General features: G+C 53.4%; 14 protein-coding genes. 6 read left to right on the top strand and 8 right to left on the bottom strand.

Features of this window, described 5'->3' with window-relative positions:
- Positions 1-268: 268 nt before the first annotated feature.
- Entirely contained in the window at positions 269-1,534 is a 1,266-nt protein-coding gene (locus tag FXY30_RS01395; RefSeq protein WP_071705036.1) for a S1C family serine protease, read from the bottom strand.
- Between the two features lie 145 nt (positions 1,535-1,679).
- The gene (locus FXY30_RS01390) at positions 1,680-2,219 is read right to left on the bottom strand and encodes a hypothetical protein (protein WP_071705035.1); all 540 of its coding nucleotides are present in this window, start codon (positions 2,217-2,219) and stop codon (positions 1,680-1,682) included.
- Positions 2,220-2,631: 412 nt separating this feature from the next.
- Between FXY30_RS01390 and FXY30_RS01385 the strand changes: the two genes are divergently transcribed.
- From FXY30_RS01385 to FXY30_RS01375, 3 genes are all read left to right on the top strand, one after another.
- Positions 2,632-3,030 carry a hypothetical protein gene (locus FXY30_RS01385; RefSeq protein ID WP_147659358.1) on the top strand — a complete coding sequence of 133 codons (399 nt, stop codon included), beginning with the start codon at positions 2,632-2,634 and terminating at the stop codon, positions 3,028-3,030.
- 1,065 nt (positions 3,031-4,095) lie between these two features.
- Complete coding sequence (locus tag FXY30_RS01380) at positions 4,096-4,776, top strand: YitT family protein (protein ID WP_097677427.1); 681 nt, start codon at positions 4,096-4,098, stop codon at positions 4,774-4,776.
- 168 nt (positions 4,777-4,944) lie between these two features.
- Positions 4,945-5,748, top strand: coding sequence for a hypothetical protein (locus tag FXY30_RS01375; protein WP_071705032.1), 804 nt, complete (start codon positions 4,945-4,947; stop codon positions 5,746-5,748).
- Between the two features lie 137 nt (positions 5,749-5,885).
- On the opposite strand, the gene FXY30_RS01370 is transcribed toward FXY30_RS01375, so the two are convergent.
- From FXY30_RS01370 to secA, 3 genes are all read right to left on the bottom strand, one after another.
- Positions 5,886-7,601: a proline--tRNA ligase gene (locus FXY30_RS01370; RefSeq protein WP_071705031.1), complete on the bottom strand. Its 1,716-nt coding sequence runs from the start codon at positions 7,599-7,601 to the stop codon at positions 5,886-5,888.
- 1 nt (position 7,602) lies between these two features.
- Positions 7,603-8,722 (bottom strand): peptide chain release factor 2 gene (gene prfB / locus FXY30_RS01365; protein WP_097677415.1). Its coding sequence is split into 2 segments (ribosomal slippage): positions 7,603-8,649 and positions 8,651-8,722, totalling 1,119 coding nucleotides; the frame shifts between segments, so codons are not numbered across the junction.
- 9 nt (positions 8,723-8,731) lie between these two features.
- Entirely contained in the window at positions 8,732-11,554 is a 2,823-nt protein-coding gene (gene secA, locus FXY30_RS01360; protein ID WP_071705029.1) for a preprotein translocase subunit SecA, read from the bottom strand.
- Positions 11,555-11,682: 128 nt separating this feature from the next.
- Between secA and FXY30_RS01355 the strand changes: the two genes are divergently transcribed.
- From FXY30_RS01355 to FXY30_RS01345, 3 genes are all read left to right on the top strand, one after another.
- On the top strand, positions 11,683-11,928 hold the full coding sequence (locus FXY30_RS01355) for a hypothetical protein (RefSeq protein ID WP_147659357.1): 246 nt from the start codon (positions 11,683-11,685) through the stop codon (positions 11,926-11,928).
- A 739-nt stretch (positions 11,929-12,667) separates the two neighbouring features.
- Positions 12,668-14,311, top strand: a complete 1,644-nt coding sequence (locus tag FXY30_RS01350) for a tryptophanase (protein WP_071705027.1) — start codon at positions 12,668-12,670, stop codon at positions 14,309-14,311.
- Between the two features lie 11 nt (positions 14,312-14,322).
- A complete protein-coding gene (locus tag FXY30_RS01345) occupies positions 14,323-15,750 on the top strand; it encodes a sodium-dependent transporter (RefSeq protein ID WP_071705026.1) in 1,428 nt (475 codons plus the stop codon).
- Positions 15,751-15,892: 142 nt separating this feature from the next.
- On the opposite strand, the gene hpf is transcribed toward FXY30_RS01345, so the two are convergent.
- From hpf to FXY30_RS01330, 3 genes are all read right to left on the bottom strand, one after another.
- Positions 15,893-16,435: a ribosome hibernation-promoting factor, HPF/YfiA family gene (hpf, locus tag FXY30_RS01340; RefSeq protein WP_071705025.1), complete on the bottom strand. Its 543-nt coding sequence runs from the start codon at positions 16,433-16,435 to the stop codon at positions 15,893-15,895.
- A 682-nt stretch (positions 16,436-17,117) separates the two neighbouring features.
- A complete protein-coding gene (locus FXY30_RS01335) occupies positions 17,118-18,122 on the bottom strand; it encodes an ATP-binding cassette domain-containing protein (RefSeq protein WP_232009029.1) in 1,005 nt (334 codons plus the stop codon).
- On the bottom strand, positions 18,106-19,176 hold the full coding sequence (locus FXY30_RS01330) for an ABC transporter ATP-binding protein (protein WP_071705024.1): 1,071 nt from the start codon (positions 19,174-19,176) through the stop codon (positions 18,106-18,108). The genes FXY30_RS01335 and FXY30_RS01330 overlap by 17 nt, the downstream gene beginning before the upstream one ends.
- Between the last annotated feature and the right edge of the window lie 10 nt (positions 19,177-19,186).

Below are 19,186 nucleotides of genomic sequence, written 5' to 3'. Positions count from 1 at the left end.
GTTTCGCGATGGGCGTAAAACGCGTGGGCTTGGTACAGAAAGAAGGGCCGATGCCAGAAAGAAAGAAGCGACGGGACCGTCGCTTCTTTCTTCTATATTTTGTCACGCGCCAGAGGCACCCCCGTTCTCCGCCGCGCACCTCGCCCGCCACTCCTGCCGCCCCGGCACCCTTTCGCGTGCCGCTTCTTCGACGAGCCGGGAGCAAGGCTTCCACACGTTGTTCACCGAGGCGAAGCCGGCGGCACAAGGAAGGGTGCCGGGGCGCGGGTTAGCGCTGTATGGCTTCCGGGGAGAAATCGGTGAAGGTCATCTTGCCGGTTTTCTTGTCGCGGCCATGGTAATACGTAACGTCTACGGTATCGCCTTTCTTGTATTTGAGCAGCAGCGTCTTTAAGGTGTTCATGGATTCCACGGGTTCGTTGTTGATCGCGACAATGATGTCGTAGGGTTCAATGCCCATGGTCGCTGCAGGCGAGCCGGCAACGACATCCCGAACGACGACGCCGCTGTCGGTGGGCAGCCCTTCGACGCCGCTTGCCGCCACCAGTTTTGTGTTGGCTCCGTTGATGCCCATGTAAAGCGGCGTGTAGGTGCCGTCCGCGACGATTTTGTCCACGATGGGTTTGACGGTGGACACCGGGATGGCAAAGCCGATGCCGTCCGCCGAGGCAGGCTTGGCGGTATTGATGCCAATGAGCTCTCCTTTGGCGTTGAGCAAGGCACCGCCCGAGTTTCCGCCGTTGATGGCGGCATCCGTCTGAATTAGGCCATCCATGATATTGCCATCCTGGAGGGTAATCGAACGATTCAGGCCGGAAATGTATCCCGATGTCAGGGTGGATTGCAGGTCGAGTCCCAGCGGATTGCCGATGGCAACAGCCTTATCGCCTACCTGCACCTTGGAGGCATCGCCGAACGTAATGGCCGGCAAGTTTTTCTTTTCCACCTTGATGACGGCCAGATCCAGCGTGGGATCCGCCCAGAGAACCTTCGCTTCGGCCTCTTCGCCGTTGGAAAGGCGAACCCGTACCGTCTTCGCATTGCCGCCGTTGACGACATGCGCATTGGTTAAAATGTAGCCATCCGCAGAAACGATCACGCCGGAGCCCACGGATTCAGAATATTGGGGAGTTCCATATAAAAACGGATTGTTGCTGACGCTTTTCGCAATGGTCGTGATGCCGACAATGGAAGGGATGGTCTTGGCCGCAATGGCGTTTTCCACGGTGGTTTGGCCTTCCTTTAAAGATATGTTGATATTGCCGTTGGTCGTGGCACTTGCCGCCTGTTCCTGTTGCTGCGGCAGAGGAATGTTGCCCGATGCCACCAACGCCGCGCCGCCGCCCGCACCGAGAAGGGCGCCGCAGAGCACCAGCGCAACGGCACGCGCCGCGCTTCCCTTGGGCCGGTAATTGCGCGCAATCTCTTCCCTCACGATGCGACGTGTCGCAGCTTCTTCATAATGAGGACTTTGTGCCTTCCGAGCATCCTCATTCCATTCTTCCGTTTGTTCTAAACGCTCTTGTTCGTCCATGCTATTTCCTCCTTCTATCGCAGCGGATTTCCCTGCTCCGATCACAACGCAGTCCCCTCCGCAGTTTCCTTTTTGCTTTGTAGCCTATCGGAGGGCTTTGAAGGAAATATGTTCCATAATCGGCACACAACTTTGCCCGCACCAATTATCGGGCAAGGCGAAGCAGTTCGCGACGAAGCCGGCGGCGCAGGCGATACAAGTTGTCCAAAAGATCGCTTAGCTGATCACGAATAGACAGCATCTTGCGCGAGGCGACCACGCTGCTTTCGTTTTCCACAGGAAGCGTCGTTTCCGGGACGGTGAGATTTTGCATATCCGCCACGATGTCCCGAAAGACGGGATGCCGATGCACTTCCAGCAAAAGTACATCGAGTTCAGCCGAAGAGCGGAGCAGCCGTTTTCTCGACAGATGCTGTTTCCCGGCTTCCGTCAGGGGTGCAAGGCTCGACACCCTCTCATGGTGCGGACGATCCAGGCTCTCCCGGATGGTTTCCGTCTCGCGAGTCAGCTGTTCGATCAGCGCATCCACGTCGTCCAGGCGCATGACGATCCATTCCTTCTCATCGCCCACCTTGGCATGAAAGCGCTCCAGATCCTGGCGGCGTTCCTCTTCCTTTTCGCGATTCGGAATGCTCGCTGCAATCTGCATCCAGCGCCGACGCGGCTGTTTCGTAGTTCTTTGCATTATTTCCTCCTTCCGCTTCTTTTTTTATGGGAAGCTGTTGATTCTGTGTTTGGGGTGTTGTCGATTCTGTGGTTGGGGTGCCGTTAATTCTGGGCTTGGGGCTGCGGATGTGATTGTGTGTCATCCGTTCAAGATCGCTGAATGGTCCGTTGTTTGCGGTTCTTATCACGGCACCCGCTCAGGATGAAAGATTCTGCGGTTCTTAAAGAATCTGCGGTTGTTAAAGAATCTGCGGTTCTTATGGATAAGGTTACCCTTTTTCAGGACAATGGCACGCAAAGTCCACTCGCGACATTCGGAGGTTCAAATGTGGTGTCTGCTTTTTGAGCCGGCCTGTGGCCGGCGATCCGCTATCGTTATAGGGAAGCAACGGGCGCACCCTCCCCCTCTTTTTTTGCGCTGATGGTGGTGGTTGAGCCAAAACGTGCTTCCACCACCATCACTGACGGCTTCGGTGATGGTGGGAGTTTGCGTAAAATGGGCTTTCACCACCATCACTTGCGACTTCGGCGATGGTGGTGATTTGCCGAAATCGCGCTTCCACCACCATCACTTGCGGCTTCGGCGATGGTGGTGGTTTGCCAAAATCGCGCTTCCACCACCATCACTTGCGGCTTCGGCGATGGTGGTGGTTTGCCAAAATCGCGCTTCCACCACCATCACTTGCGACTTCGGCGATGGTGGTGATTTGCCGAAATCGCGCTTCCACCACCATCACTTGCGGCTTTGGCGATGGTGGTGGTTTGCCAAAATCGCGCTTCCACCACCATCACTTGCGGCTTCGGCGATGGTGGTGGTTTGCCGAAAATAGACTTCCACCACCATCGTCCGCAGAAGTGATGTAACTTGCTCCAAAAATAAGGAGCCGGCCTGCGGCCGGCGGTTTGAAAACGCCGCCGAAGGCGGCTTCCTCTTGGAAAATGCGCCGCCAACGGCGGGTCCGGCGGCGCTCCGCCTTATTTTTCTTGGCGTGTCATAGAAATCGTGTGGTTTTGCAATTATCGCGAAACCACTCTACCGATGTTTAGGCGGATGTAGAGAGGTTTTGCTTTTTCGGCAATTCAACTCTACAGGGTTGCGAGCAGGTGTAGAGTGGTTTCGGCTTTTTGGCCATTCCACTCTACAAGATCACGAGCGGATGTAGAGTGGTTTCGCCTTTTTCAGCAATCCACTCTACAGGACGACGAACGAGTGTAGAGTTGTTTCGCTTTTTTGACGATTCCACTCTATTAAGATAAGGAGCCGGCCTGCGGCCGGCGGTTTGAAAACGCCGCCGAAGGCGGCTTCCTCTCAGAACCGCGCCGCCAACGGCGGTACAAGCGGCGCACCACCTTTCAAACGCGCCGCCAACGGTGTTCCCAGCGGCGCACCGCCTATTTTCCCCGCCCGCTTCCTCACACGTCCCCCCGCACCACACCTCGCCCGCGCCCCCACGCGCCGACATCCGTTCGCGCGCCGCATCTTCGACGAGCCGGAAATACGCCAACCTCCATCACCTTGCCGAGGCGAAGCCGGCGGCGCGCGAATGGATGCCGGCGCAGGCTTTCCCAAAATAAAAATTTGTGTTATACTATTGCAGGAACAGAAATGAGCAACATCCTGTGGGTGCCGCTACGCGGTAGTTTTTATCTGAACACCTGGCTGTGAGCGGGTTCATGCGTTGCCTGATGTGGCACGATGAATCATTAAACGGCGAGGGAGACAGAGTTCTTACAAGAAAGAATTTCAAACAACAGCATCAACCACCACACGATTGTACAGCACGGAGTCTTCTCACGGCCAAGGCAATCTTTTTTTGGTTCGGAAGACACCGTGTCAACGAAAACGAGGTGTCTTTATGAAATTCTTGTCGAAAAAGTCATGGAAGAATCAGCCCATGCAACTGCTACGTCGTTTCGCGGCGTGGATGAACATATCCGTTTTGGATCTTTTTCTGATGGTTTTGGGAAACCTGACCATGGCCTTTGCCATCTATAACATCCATGTTCCGTCCCGCATTACCGAAGGCGGCGTGCTCGGCAGCATTGTTCTGCTGAATAAGGTTTTTGGCCTGGATCCGGCCATTTTGTCCATCGTTTTGGACTTTTCCCTTTACGGGTTGGGCATTCTTCTCTTGGAACGCGGATTCCTGAAAAAAGCTGTATTCTCAACACTTGCCTATGCCGGCTCTTGGACACTTTTTGCTGCAATAGGCCCGGTTTTACCATCCCTTGCGAATGCGCCCCATCTTGCCGCCATCGTCGGCGGATTGCTTCTGGGTGCAGGATGCGGTCTGGTTGTGACCCGCGGTGGCGCTGCCGGTGGGGATGACTGCTTTGCACTGATTCTCAAAAAGCGCACGTCGCTTTCGTTAAGCAGCGCCTACTTCATCAGCGACGCGGTCGTCCTTGGACTATCCTTCTTCATCTACCTGCCGGCACAAAACCTGCTGTGGTCGTTTCTGACGACCCTCATCTCATCGTTTGTGGTCGGGCAATTTGAACTGCGCCTGCCCAAGCCGGGAACTCTTGCCATGCCCATGAAACAGCAGGCCGATGCCTCCAACATGAGCGCGTAAGCATGCTTGAGGAATTCACAGCATTGCACAATCTACGTCAATCGATTTAACGCGCTTGAACAAACCAAGAAACCGCGACGTTTTCAGTTTTCTCCATGTTTCCCTTCCGTTAGAATGATCTTAAAGAACGGATATAATGATCTTAAGAATGCGGAAAAGGAGGTTGCCGTGAAACGTCGCTTTTTTATTGTGTTGCTGCTTCTTTTTTTGCTGTGTCCTTCCCTATCCCACGCCGATATGGGGCCTAAGCCCTACGTATCGGTGCATATCGCCGGATCCGACACACGCTATTACGCAACCTTATTATCTTCCTCTGCGGAATATGGCCCATGGAGAGCGAATGCGGTCTGGACCACCGATGCGCCGGATTCGATTCAACAAAAATTTCAGCAGTTTTCACTTCCCGAAGACCATTATTTTTTAGGCTATGTGGCGGAAGCGGCTCCTCGCGATTTTTGTTGGAGCTACTATCCGCCGGAAACCTTTCGCATTCTGCTTTATGACGAGAAAGCGGATCATTTTTTGATGAGTGCGCCGCTCACGCGTCATGCTTTAAAAAATGAGTATACCGTCACCATAAAAGAAGATCGCATCACCGACATTCATTTCCACTATGACTATCTGGCGGATGTTCCGAAGCTGCTGGCGCTGATTGCCGGCACAATCTTGATTGAGTTGGCCGTCGCCTATCTGATGGGAATCCGAGAGACAGCGTCGCTTCGCTACATCGCCCTCGTGAATCTCGGCACGCAGGCGCTTCTCCATCTTGGCTTGTGGTTCATCGGCTTCCGGCTGGGTACAACCGGCATCATGCCGGTCATGCGCCCTGTCTTGTTGCTTCCCCTGGAAGCTCTTGTCCTCGGCATCGAAGCTCTTCTCTACCGTAGAAAGCTGCCGAAAGAACAGCATCCCGTTCGCTATGCCATACTCGCCAATCTGGTGAGTTACACGGTCAGCCTGCTCATCCCGTAGCGCAAAACCGAATCAAACAATCTCAACAAAAAAAGGAGCCGTTAAGGCTCCTTTTGATTTATTAAATTCTATCCGCTTTTCTACTTCTGTAGCGCCCTTGGCGGAAAGGACGCATGAAACGGCGCCCTTTTCGAACGTTATACCTCTCTTAGCGTCTCCATGGCGGCAGCCACGCGCGAAACGGCCTCCTCCACGGACACATCCTCGTTGGTCATCTCGCGGCGCGTGGAGTATTCCACCATGCCGGCGGCGGCATTGCGGCCGACGGTGATGCGCAGCGGAATGCCGATGAGGTCACGGTCATTGAATTTCACGCCCGGACGCTCATCCCGGTCGTCGAGAAGCACCTCGACACCTTCCTTTTCGAGGCGCTCGTAGAGCGCGTCGGCAAGCTGCATCTGGGTTTCGTCGTTGGTTTTCATCACGGTAATCATCACATGATACGGCGCAGCGATGAGCGGCCAGATCATGCCCTTCTCATCGTGATTCTGTTCGATGATGGCCGAAACCACACGGGTTACGCCGATGCCGTACGAGCCCATCACGAGCGGACGCGCGACGCCGTTTTCATCCAATACGGTGGCGCCAAGGGCTTCGGAATATTTCGTTCCGAGCTGGAAGATGTTGCCCACTTCGATACCGCGGGCAAACTGCAGCGGATTGCCGTGGATGGGATCAAGATCCCCTTCGGCAACCATCCAGAGGTCCTCCGCAATCTCGCCGTCAAAATCACGGCCGAAATTGACATTTTTCAGGTGTGTATCCGCCTTATTCGCGCCACAGACGAGGTTCTCGCGCGTCGTGACGGCGGCATCGAAAATCGTGCGCACCGTATCGGGAAGACCGACCGGGCCGGTAAAGCCTGCCGGGGCGCCCGTCACGCGTTCGATGGTCTCATCATCGAGCATCTCAATTTCATGCTCCGGCGTATGCAAATAGGCAATGAGCTTGGACATGTTGAGTTCGCGCTCTGCCGGCATAAAAACGAACACGGGTTCGCCGCTGATGCGCAGACAAATGGCCTTGATCATCTTGTGCGCCGGGATGTGCAGAAAGTCTTCCAATTCCTCAATGGTATGCGCATTCGGTGTGTCGAGCGTCTCGACCGGCAAGGGTTCTTCGGCCGGATACGTCGGCTTCTGCATAGAAGCCTTTTCATCCGTCGCCGCATAGCCGCCTTCCGCATAGACAATAACGCCCTCCCCGATTTCGGAAAGCGCGGTAAATTCGTGCGACACGTGACCGCCCATGGCACCCGAATCGCCCTGCACGACGCGGTAGTTGATGCCCAGGCGATCAAAAACGCGCACATAGGCATCCCACATCACTTGATAGGCGGCTTCCAGCCCTTCCTGATCAATATCAAAGGTGTAGGCATCCTTCATCAAAAACTCGCAGGAACGGTTGATGCCGAAGCGCGGACGCTTCTCATCGCGGTATTTCCAGCCGATCTGATAGAGATTGAGCGGCAACTGTTTATAGCTGCGTAATTCTTCTTTCACCAAGTCGGTAAAATATTCTTCCGCCGTGGGGCCGAGCGCAAACTCTTTTTCATGGCGATCCGTCAACTTGAACATCTCCGGGCCGAAGGTATCCCAACGACCGGAGGCTTCCCAAATTTCTTTCGGTTGCAGGTTCGAGACGCGAATTTCCTGGGCGCCCGCCCGATCCATCTCCTCGCGCACCACCTCTTCAATCTTGCGCACCACGCGATAGCCAAGCGGCAAATACGTATAAATGCCGGAAGCGGCTTTTCGAATCATGCCGGCACGCAGAAGCAGCTGATGGCTGGGGACTTCCGCATCCCCCGGCACTTCGCGCAGCGTCGGCATATAGAAGCGTTTCATTCTCATGTTATTCTCCCTTCGCTTCCTGCTGGGCATGCCAGTTCAGGTATGCGTCCACAAACGGATCCAGATCGCCGTCCATCACTTTTTCAATGTTGCCCGTCTCCTCGCCCGTTCGATGATCTTTCACCAGCGTATACGGTTGGAACACATAGGAACGAATTTGGGATCCCCACGCGATCTGTTTGTAGGAGCCCTGAATATCCGCAATTTTTTCGCGGTGTTCCTCTTCCTTAATCTGCACGAGCTTGGCAATGAGCATTTCCATCGCTTTGGCCCGGTTCTGAATCTGGGAGCGTTCATTCTGACACGTCACCACCACGCCGGTCGGCAAATGGGTAATGCGAATGGCGGAGTCCGTCGTATTGACGTGCTGTCCGCCCGCGCCCGTGGAACGATACGTGTCCACTTTAATGTCTTTTTCGTCGATCTGAATTTCGCCGATGTCCTTCAGAACAGGATAGACGTCCACGCTCGCAAACGAGGTATGGCGGCGGCTTTGCGAATCAAACGGTGAGATGCGCACCAGGCGGTGCACGCCCTTTTCGCCTTTGCAATAGCCGTAGGCATCATAGCCCTTGATTTCAAATTGTACGGATTTGATGCCGCCCATTTCCTCGGTATTGATATCGGTTAAGGTCACCTTCCAGTCCTTGGTCTGGAACCAGCGCTCATACATGCGCATCAGCATCCCGGCCCAGTCCATGGCCTCGGTGCCGCCTGTGCCGGCATGAATGGAAAGATAGCAATCGTTGGCATCATATTCGCCGGAAAGCAGCGCTTTTTTGGAAAGCGCACCCAGTTTTTTTTCGATCTGTTCCAACGCATCGGTCAAATCGTCTTTTTCTGCCTGATATTCGTCTTCATCAAAGAGCTCCACCAGACCGTTCAGATCTTCATAGGCCGCTTCGATTTCCTGATACGCATCGATGTTCGCCTTTTTGCCGTTGAGCTCCACCATCACGCTCTGCGCCGCATCGGAATCATTCCAAAAATCGGGATCCGTCGTCTTTTCGCTTAACGCTTTCACAGATTCCTCTAAGCCGGCAATGTCAAAGAGAGCTCCTTAGCTCACTCAAATGCACCCGGACGGTTTCCAGATGCTGTCGCATTTCATATAATTCCATGCTTCCTCCTTACCGGTCGAAGCGACCGTGGCAGTTCTTGTATTTTTTGCCGCTGCCGCACGGGCAGGGATCATTACGTCCGATCTTCTTATTCTTGCGCACAAAGGGACGATTCTCGGGCTCGGCTTCGTCGCCGGCGCCGATGGCGCGCGTCGGGGTCGCCACCGCGGTACGCACCACCTCGCGCTTGGGCGGCTCGATGTGATACAGCACACGTACGGTTTCTTCCCGGATGGATTCATTCATAGCGTTAAACATGTCGTAGCCCTCATTGGCAAAGGCGCGCACCGGATCTTCATTGCCCATGGCCCGGATGCCGATGCCTTTGCGCAGCTGATCCATGGCGTCAATGTGATCCATCCACTTGGTATCCACTGCGCGCAGCAGGACCATGCGCTCGACTTCACGCATGACAGAAGGCGTAATTTCCTCTTCTTTGCGGGCATAGAGATCGTCGGCAATGTGTGTAAGCTGATCCTTGAGATCTTGCGGTTTCATGCCTTGCAGTTGCCCAATGGCGACCGCACCCTTGGGCAGGAAAATATTGTTGAGGTAATTGAACAGACCCTCCATTTCCCACTGTTCCGGTGGGATGCCTTCTCCGCAGAAGCTGTCGACGGCATCGGAGACCACGCCGTGAATCATTTCGACGATTTCGTCGCGCATATCTTCGCCGTTGAGTACGCGGTTGCGCTCGCCGTAGACAGTATTGCGCTGCATATTCATGATGTTGTCGTAGTCCAACACCTGTTTACGAGTGGCGAAGTTGTTGGATTCTACCTTCTTCTGTGCGCGCTCAATGGATTTTGTCAGGATGCCGGCCTGGATGGGTTCATCCTCCGGGAAGGCGCCCGATTCCACGAATTTTTGCATGCGCTCACTGCCGAACAGGCGCATAAGTTTGTCTTCCAACGAGATATAGAATTGGGAGGCCCCGGGGTCGCCCTGTCGGCCGGATCGACCGCGCAGCTGGTTATCAATGCGCCGTGCTTCGTGCCGTTCGGTTCCCAAAATGAAGAGGCCGCCGACGGCTTTCACTTTTTCGGCATTCTCCTTGGTTTCGACCGAGAACTCCTTCTTGAGGCGCTGGAATTTTTCCCGGGCATCCAGAATTTCACGTCCGGTAATCCAGGCTTCTTCTTCACTCTCTTCGCCGGCACTATTTGCCGGGAAGGTTTCTTCCGGTTCTACATGGCGGAAGCTGTCGGCCCATTCGATGAGCTCGGCGCTATCGCCATCTTTTTCCATCTGCTTTTTGGCCATCCACTCGGCGTTTCCGCCCAGCACAATATCGGTACCACGACCGGCCATGTTGGTTGCAATGGTTACCTCGCCGAAGCGACCGGCCTGGGCGACGATTTCGGCCTCGTAGCGGTGCTGCTTCGCGTTCAAAACATGATGTTTGATGCCGACTTTCTTGAGCATCTTGGAAATTTTTTCGGACGTCTCGATGTCGACGGTGCCGACCAGAATCGGTTGCCCCGTAGCATGAATTTCCTGAATTTCTCGCACGATGGCGCGGAATTTTGCCTCTTCATGGGCATAGACGGCGTCTTCGCGATCGGTACGATCAATGGGGCGGTTCGTAGGAATTTCAATGACGTCCATGTGATAAATTTCACTGAATTCATCCGCTTCCGTCAGACCGGTTCCGGTCATGCCGGCCAGCTTTTCGTACATGCGGAAGAAGTTCTGGAAGGTAACCGTCGCCAGCGTCTTCGATTCGCTCTTGATGGTGACGCCTTCCTTGGCTTCAATGGCCTGATGCAGGCCTTCGCTGTAACGGCGGCCTTCCATGATACGGCCGGTAAACTCATCGACGATTTTAACCTCGTCGTTGTCGACGACATAGTCAATATCCCGACGCATCGTGGTCCGGGCCTTCAGTGCCTGATTGATGTAGTGCATGAGTTCCATATGGGTCGGATCGGAGATATTTTCCACATGGAAGTAGGCTTCCGCTTTGCCGTTTCCCTGTTCGGTAAGGTTTGCGGTCTTGCGCTTTTCATCCACAACATAATCCACCGTTTCCAGCTTGTGCTCTTCCAGAAGCGAATCCAGCTTGTTGAGCTCTTCGTTCGGATCCAGCACGCGCCCTTCGAGCGTCTGCACAAACACATCCGCACGGGAATACATTTCGGTGGACGGATCGCCCATGCCGGAAATAATCAACGGCGTACGCGCCTCATCGATGAGGATGGAGTCGACTTCGTCGACGATGGCATAGTGCAGTTTTCGCTGAACCACGCCGGATTTATAAATGGCCATGTTATCACGCAGATAGTCAAAGCCGAACTGGTTGTTGGTACCGTACGTAATATCGGCATTATACGCATGCTGGCGTTCTGCCTGTTCCATGGGCTGCAAAACCACGCCCACGGTGAGGCCCAGGAATTGATGTACTTTTCCCATCCATTCGGCGTCGCGTTGTGCCAGATAGTCGTTGACGGTGACGATGTGCACGCCTTCGCCCGCCAGCGCATTCAAATACGCCGGCATGGTGGCCACCAGCGTTTTTCCTTCACCGGTCTTCATCTCGGCGATGCGCCCCTGATGCAGGATGATGCCGCCGATGACCTGAACAGGATACGGCTTCATGCCAAGTACCCGCCATGCCGCCTCCCGCACCGTGGCAAACGCCTCCGGCAACAGCGCATCCAACGTCTCACCATCCTGATAGCGCTTTTTATACTCCTCCGTTTTCGCCCGCAGTTCGCTGTCGGAGAGCTTTGCCATCTCTGGCTCCAGCGCCAGCACCGCGTCCACCTGAGGACGTATTTTATCGATTTCCTTTTCACTGAAGGATTTTGTTAAAAAACCAAATAAGCCCATATCTACTCCCTTGTCCGTTGCTTTACAACACTCTTATCATAGCATTTTAGCGCCCATTCGTGTGAAGACTTTGGAGAAAAGCAAAACCGACCCTGTCGTCGTCTTTTTTTGCACCGATGGTGGCGGCCATGGCGATGGTGGCAGTTGGGGCAAAACGCGCTTTCGCCACCATCTGTTGCGGCTTTGGCGATGGTGGTAGTTTGGCAAAAATGGGCTTCCACCACCATCACTTGCGGCTTCGGCGATGGTGGTGGTTTGCCGAAATCGCGCTTCCACCACCATCGTCCAAAGAAGTGATGAAGCTTGCTCCAAAAATAAAGAGCCGGCCTACGGCCGGCGGTTTGAAAACGCCGCCGAAGGCGGCTTCCTTCTGAAACTGCGCCGCCAACAGCATTTCCAGCGGCGCTCCGCCTTAACCGCACCGCCACCCCCATTCCAAGCGGCGCTCCACCTCAACTGCGCCGCCATCCCCATTCCAAGCGGCGCTCCACCTCAACTGCGCCGCCATCCCCATTCCAAGCGGCGCTCCGCTTCGTTCCTCAAACTTCACTCCGGCCAGCCTAAAAGCAGCAGAAAGCAACCGATAAGCAATCGCTCTCCCGCACCTCCCTACGGCCGCAGGCCGGATAAAATTCCCCCCACACCCACTACAAAGCCGTCCCCGTTCGCGCGCCGCATCTTCGACGAGCAGGAAATATGCCCTCTGCAATCGCCCCCGCCGAGGAGAAGCCGGCGGCGCGCGAACGGGGCGGCTTTGTTGACGCCGGAATTTCGAAAGGATTAAAATAAAGTCATGAAACCTTGGTCAAAACCAAAATGAAAGGAGGTGGGCCATGGTGGGGAAATCGATTCCCCACCGTATTCTGCGCGCAACCGGCTATAAAGCTCAGCTACCGCGCAACCCTGCGTGCGAACTACGCTGCGAAAGCCCTGTGCTTGCGCACATGCCGCACGCGCAACCTGTAACCGCGCGAGAGGCCACACGCGATGAGCAGGGACTGTTTTTTACTCTGTCAGGTACTGTCCGCCAGTCGACCGTCCCGGAGCTTATGGGCCGCGATGACCGGGGTACCTCCGCACACGACGCCATGCGTCAAACTGGAGGTATTTTCTATGAAAAAGTATGAATTATCCGTTCCCACACCACATCATTTTTCCTATGTTGTTCGTGATTTGCCGGAGGTGACCGTTGAGCAACGCGAACGAGCATTAAAAGCGACACATTATAACGAGTTTGCGTTTCCTTCGGGAATGCTCAGCGTCGATATGCTTTCGGATTCCGGCACGACAGCGATGACCAATACCCAGTGGGCAGCGCTTTTCCTTGGTGATGAGGCATATGGCCGCAACACCGGTTACTATGTGCTGTTGGATACCTTCCGTGATATTTTTGAACGCGGCGGAGAGAAAAACTGGAAAAAAGTGCTGGACCTGGTGCGTACGGATTGCCGGGATGTCGAAAAGATGATGGACGAAGTCTATCTGCAGGAATACGAAGGACAATTCTTCAACGGTGGCGCCGCACAAATGGAGCGTCCGAACAGCTTTATTATCCAGCAGGGACGCGCTGCTGAATCCGTTTTGATGGAAATTGTGCGCAACATTCTCAACGAACGCCATCCCGGAAAGAAATTTACCATTCCCTCCAATGGTCACTTTGACACCACAGAAGGCAATATTAAACAAATGGGTTCTATCCCGAGAAACCTTTATAACAAGGAACTGCTGTGGGAAGTGCCGGAAGGCGGAAAGTACGAAAAGAATCCGTTCAAAGGCAACATGGATATTTCGAAATTAAAGCAGCTCATTGAAGGCGTCGGCCCGGAAAATGTACCGCTGGTCTTCTGCTGCATTACGAACAACCCCGTCTGCGGACAGCCGGTTTCCATGGCGAACCTCAAGGCCATCAACGAGGTTGCCCATTCCTATGAAATTCCGGTCGTCTTCGATGCGGCTCGCTGGGCGGAAAATGCGTATTTCATCAAGATGAATGAAGAAGGCTATGCGGACAAGTCCATTGCTGAAATTGCAACGGAAATGTTCCAATACTGCGACGTCTTCGCCATGTCAGCAAAGAAAGACGGCCATGCCAACATGGGCGGCATGCTCGCCTTCCGTGACAAGGGACTCTTCTGGCAAAAATTCTGCGACTTCAACGAAGACGGCTCCGTCAAAAGGGATGTCGGCGTGTTGTTGAAGGTAAAGCAGATCTCCTGCTACGGCAACGATTCGTACGGCGGAATGAGCGGCCATGACATTATGGCGCTGGCCGTGGGACTCTATGAAAGCTGCGATATTCATTATATGCAGGAACGCGTGGCGCAAGCCGAATATCTGGCACAGGGCTTCTATAATGCCGGCGTCAAAGGTGTTGTATTGCCGGCGGGCGGCCATGCCGTTTACATCAACATGGATACCTTCTTTGACGGCAAGCGTGATCATGAATCCTTTGCCGGTGAAGGCTTCTCGCTGGAGCTCATTCGTCGTTACGGCATCCGCGTGGCGGAGCTGGGCGATTTCTCGATGGAATATGATCTCAAGACCCCGGAACAACAGGCCGAAGTCGCCAACGTTGTGCGCTTTGCCATCGACCGCAGCCGCTTATCAAAAGAACATCTGGATTACGTGATTGCCGCGGTAAAACAATTATATGAAGACCGGGAAAGCATCCCGAATATGCGCATCACCTGGGGACACAACCTGCCCATGCGTCACTTCCATGCATTCCTTGAGCCGTATCCGAACGAAGAAAAATAACGAGGTGTCCTATGACTAATCCAAATTCCACAACAAATGCTGCTCCGGTGGAAAAACGCGATGGATTTGCCTCTCGCTGGGGATTCATCCTCGCCTGCATCGGTTCCGCCGTGGGCATGGGAAACATTTGGCGTTTCCCGATTTTGGTACAGAAATATGGCGGCTTGACTTTCATTCTGCCCTATCTGCTCTTTGTGCTGCTCATCGGCTCCACGGGCATCATTGAAGAGTTTGCGCTCGGCCGTATGGCCGAAGCCGGCCCGGTGGGCGCCTTCGGCATGGCCACCAAAGAACGTACCGGCAGCCGTCGTCTCGGCGAAGTGTTCGGCGCCATTCCCATTGTGGGCGCCCTGATGCTTGCCATCGGCTATACCGTCGTCATGAGCTGGATTTTCAAGTATTGCTGGATGGGCATCAACGGAGAACTCTATGCGCTGGGAACGGAAATGTCGGCGATCGGCGGTTCCTTCGGCTCCATTGCCCCTGAAGCGGAAACCTTCGGAGAAGCCATTCATATGATGTTCTCCGGCGGCCTCTTCGGCGTCGGAAACGGTGTCTGGCTGTTAATCGGCCTCTTCGTATCGCTCGCCATTATGAGTATGGGCATTGCCGGCGGTATTGAAAAAGCCAACAAGATCATGATGCCGTTACTCTTCATCCTCTTTGTAGGACTCGCGATCTACATCGCAACCCTTTCCGGAGCCGGCGAAGGCTACAAGTTCATCTTCACCCTGAGCCCGGCAGGCCTTGCCGATCCTAAAGTATGGATTTTCGCCTTCGGACAAGCGTTTTTCTCGCTCTCCGTTGCCGGCAACGGTTCCGTCATCTACGGTTCCTACCTGTCTAAGAAAGAATCCATTCCTTCCTCGGCATTCAACGTCGCGCTCTTTGATACCATCGCCGCCCACCTTGCCGCCTTCGTTATCATTCCGGCCATGGCGGTCATGCTCGGATCCGAAATCAACAACGTCGATGGCGGACCGGGACTGATGTTCATTTATCTCGTGAACGTCTTTAACGGCATGCCCGGCGGCCGCATCGTTGGAATGATCTTCTTTATCTGCGTGCTGTTCGCAGGCGTTACTTCGCAAATTAATCTTTACGAGGCGCCTGTGGCCTTCCTGCAGGAAAAGTTCAAATTTAAACGTGTGCCGGCTGTCGCCACAATCGGCGTACTGGGTGCGATCGTTGCCATCCTGATTCAACCCTGGACGTCGCAGTGGATGGACATGGTTTCGATTTACCTCTGCCCGTTTGGCGCGCTCTTAGCCGGCATCATGTTCTTCTGGGTGCTCAAGAAAGAAACCGCGCTACACGCTGTCAACGAAGGAACCAAAAAACCCATCGGCAACTGGTTCTATCCCCTGGGAAAGTACTTCTACTGTGCAGCCGCTTTAATCGCACTCATCGCCGGTGCGATCTTGGGCGGTATCGGCTGATACCACAATCGTATTGACGCACAAAAAGAAGAGCGCCGGCTTTGGCCGGTGCTCTTCTTTTTACTTTCGCGCTCGCCTTCTCGTTGTCCGGGCGACTTTTGATTCTATGGTACTTTCCTAATTTTTGACTCCGACGGTTTACTTACTTCGTCGGAACCAGCAAACCGTAGTTGCCCGCTTTGCGTTTATAAACGCAGCAGATTCGTTCGCGATCCATGTCAAAATAGAGGAAAAAGTCATGTCCGAGCAATTCCATCTGGTCCACGGCTTCCTCCGTACCCATGGGCAGAACCTCGATCTCTTTGGTGCGGGCGATGTCAACATCTTCCGGCAAAACCTCTTCCGGTGCCGGTTCCTCAACTTCCGCAAAGCGGATCGCATTCTTTACGTAACGACGGCGCTCCAGCTTCGTTTTATACTTTCGAATCTGTGACACCAGGCCGCTGATACAGTTGTCCACAGCAACCAGCAAATCTTCATCCACCTGGTCGGCACGAAGAATGGTTCCCGAAGCGGGAATGGGGATGGTAATTTCACAACGCATTCCGGATTTCTCCTGGGAGACGGTTACCCTTGCCTCGACGTCCTCCCGGAAATATTTGTTCAAGCGGGACACTTTCTTATCGATATCCTTTTTCGTGTTCTCGCGTAAATTGACGTTCTTTCCGTAATAAGCAATTTTCATGACTTCCCCCTTCCTAGTTATCACGTGTTTACCCCAATTTCATGAAAACGTTCGCTTTCCGAAAACTTTTCCCGGAATGAATAAGTGCATATTTTGTTTCTCGTTACGCCCATATCGCAACAAATGAATAAATATAGTTTCTTTTCCCATTCAGTATTCATCCCTTACAGGTTGTGGATATGTTGACAAGTCGTGAGTATGATGGTGGAAAAAACTGTTTTTCCCCTAAAACATGCCTTTTTTATCAACAAGTTATCCACATTCCTGTGGATAAACAAATTTTAAGTGTGCTCTTGACATTCGTTGGGCATTCAGCAGGTCAGAATATGCGATGGAAGGTTACGCATCCGTCTGCGATATTTATAATTTTACTTGTGCCTATATTTTTTCACCCCACTCCATATAGAGGCGCTTTTGTCATCCAAATTAAAGCTTTTGTTAATATTGTATGAAAATTAATCCTTCGTGTTTTCCCGCAAATCTTCCTTCGCGACAACGTCATGGCGAATGGAAAAAGCGTCGTAGAGTGGTTTCGTTGAATTAACAAATTGACTCTACAGCAACGCCCACGCCTGTAGAGTGCTTTCCCTAAATTCCCAAATCCACTCGACAGCCGCATAAAAAGCCGCCGAAGCAAAACTTCGGCGGCTTTTCACAAGCACATAAACGATCTTGAACGAAATTACTTTTGCAGGTTCTTCGTGCGCTTCTCGTAAGAGATGAGATATTCGGCTTTTTCACGGTCATTCATAAAAACAAAATGGCCGGGAACCAGTTCGCGCAGCTTCGGCTTTTCGCCGGAAAAATCGCGCGTGCTCTCATCGTAGATGACGAGTTTCTTGTTCTTCTCGATCAGCGGATCCGGGATCGGTACCGACTGGAGAAGAGAGCGCGTATAGGGATGCATCGGATGCGCAAAGAGCTCTTCCGTCTCCGCGATTTCCACGATACGGCCATTGTGAATGACCGCAATACGATCGGAGAAATAGCGCACGACCGAAAGGTCATGAGCGATGAAGAGATAGGTGATTCCCTCGGTATCACGAAACTTGTTCATGAGGTTAAGCACCTGGGCACGAATGGAGACGTCCAACGCCGAAATCGGTTCATCCGCAATGATGAAATCAGGACGCATGACGATAGAACGCGAAATACCGATACGTTGACGCTGACCGCCGGAAAACTCATGCGGATAACGCGATTTGTGCTCCGGCAACAGGCCGACCGAGGACAATGCCTGATCCACCTTATTAGAACGCTCCGTAGCGTCCTTGTAGAGATGATAGTTATCAATGCCTTCCGCGACAATGTGATCGACCGTAGCACGTTCATTGAGCGATGCCGCCGGATCCTGATAGATCATCTGAATATCGCGCACGAGCTCGTGCTCTTCTTTTTTTGATAGATTACCGTTGATTCTCTTGCCCTTGAAATACACTTCGCCCGCAGACGTCGGATGCAAACCGATGATGGCTCGTCCGATGGTCGTTTTTCCGGAGCCGGATTCCCCGACCAGAGAAAACTTTTCCCCTTTATAGATCTGGAAGGTGACGTCTTTTACCGCGCGAAACTTTTTGCCGTTGTTGCGGAAAGTCACTTCCATCCCGCGCACGTCGAGGAGAACTTCACGATCACCATCCGAATTGGGAACTTGCGGCTGATTCGTGTTATCAATAGTTGTCGTCACTGTAGTCTCCTCCCTTCGAAGTCATTTGCACCATGCGCTCATGCAGATTTTGGATGACCGCCGGCTTTTCCACCTTTGGCGCATCCGGATGCTCAAGCCACGACTTGACGAAATGCGTGGGAGAGACCTGGAACATCGGTGGCTCCAGCTCAAAGTCCACCTTCATGGCGTATTGATTGCGCGGCGCGAAGGCATCGCCTTTGATCGTCTCGAAGAGAGACGGCGGCGTACCGGGAATAGCGTAGAGGTCTTTCTGCCCCGTGCCGAGCTGCGGCAGCGACGAAAGCAGGCCCCATGTATATGGATGACGCGGATCGAAGAAGACTTCTTCCGCCGTGCCGTGTTCAATAATCTGGCCCGCATACATGACGGCGACCTTATCGGCCACCTTCGCGACCACGCCGAGGTCATGCGTGATATAGATGGTTGTAAATTGATATTCCTGTGCAAGCTCTTTAATCAACTCGATAATCTGCGCCTGAATGGTCACGTCCAAAGCCGTGGTCGGCTCATCACAGATGAGGATTTTCGGACGGCAGGCCAGCGCGATAGCAATAACAATACGTTGACGCATACCGCCGGAATACATGAACGGATACTCATCGTAGCGTTTTTCCGGATCGTGAATGCCGACGCGACCCATGAGCTCGATCGCGAGACTTTTGGCTTCTTTTTTGCTCTTGCCCTGATGTTTGATGATGACCTCGCTAATCTGATAGCCGATGGTACGCACCGGATCCAAAGACGTCATCGGGTCCTGAAAGATGGTCGCAATCTTTTTACCGCGGATCTTTTCCCAGTCTTTATCCGACTTTAGCTCCATCAGGTTTTTTCCTTCAAACCAGATTTCACCGTTTGAGACGCGCCCGTTGTTTTCCAACATTCCGGTAAACGTCTTCGTAAAGACGGACTTTCCGGAGCCGGATTCCCCAACGATGGCAAGAACCTTGCCCTCTTCAATATCGAGGGAAATGTGCCGAATCGCGGTCAATTCGCGGTCACGCACCTTAAATTTCACTTGCAATTCTTTAATGGACAGGATGTTATTGGTCATGATGTTCCTC

The sequence above is a fragment of the Murdochiella vaginalis genome (assembly GCF_902381775.1).
GTDB classification, from domain to species: Bacteria; Bacillota; Clostridia; order Tissierellales; family Peptoniphilaceae; genus Murdochiella; species Murdochiella vaginalis.
The sequence above is the reverse complement of the archived record's forward strand: the minus strand, read 5'-3'. Positions and strand labels throughout refer to the sequence as shown.

What these genes read in the sequence shown, in the direction of transcription:
- FXY30_RS01395 (WP_071705036.1), bottom strand. Translation starts at nt 1,534, where the DNA reads ATGGACGAACAAGAGCGTTTAGAACAAACGGAAGAATGGAATGAGGAT.
- FXY30_RS01390 (WP_071705035.1), bottom strand. Translation starts at nt 2,219, where the DNA reads ATGCAAAGAACTACGAAACAGCCGCGTCGGCGCTGGATGCAGATTGCA.
- FXY30_RS01380 (WP_097677427.1), top strand. Translation starts at nt 4,096, where the DNA reads ATGCAACTGCTACGTCGTTTCGCGGCGTGGATGAACATATCCGTTTTG.
- FXY30_RS01370 (WP_071705031.1), bottom strand. Translation starts at nt 7,601, where the DNA reads ATGAGAATGAAACGCTTCTATATGCCGACGCTGCGCGAAGTGCCGGGG.
- secA (WP_071705029.1), bottom strand. Translation starts at nt 11,554, where the DNA reads ATGGGCTTATTTGGTTTTTTAACAAAATCCTTCAGTGAAAAGGAAATC.
- FXY30_RS01355 (WP_147659357.1), top strand. Translation starts at nt 11,683, where the DNA reads ATGGCGATGGTGGCAGTTGGGGCAAAACGCGCTTTCGCCACCATCTGT.
- FXY30_RS01350 (WP_071705027.1), top strand. Translation starts at nt 12,668, where the DNA reads ATGAAAAAGTATGAATTATCCGTTCCCACACCACATCATTTTTCCTAT.
- FXY30_RS01345 (WP_071705026.1), top strand. Translation starts at nt 14,323, where the DNA reads ATGACTAATCCAAATTCCACAACAAATGCTGCTCCGGTGGAAAAACGC.
- hpf (WP_071705025.1), bottom strand. Translation starts at nt 16,435, where the DNA reads ATGAAAATTGCTTATTACGGAAAGAACGTCAATTTACGCGAGAACACG.
- FXY30_RS01330 (WP_071705024.1), bottom strand. Translation starts at nt 19,176, where the DNA reads ATGACCAATAACATCCTGTCCATTAAAGAATTGCAAGTGAAATTTAAG.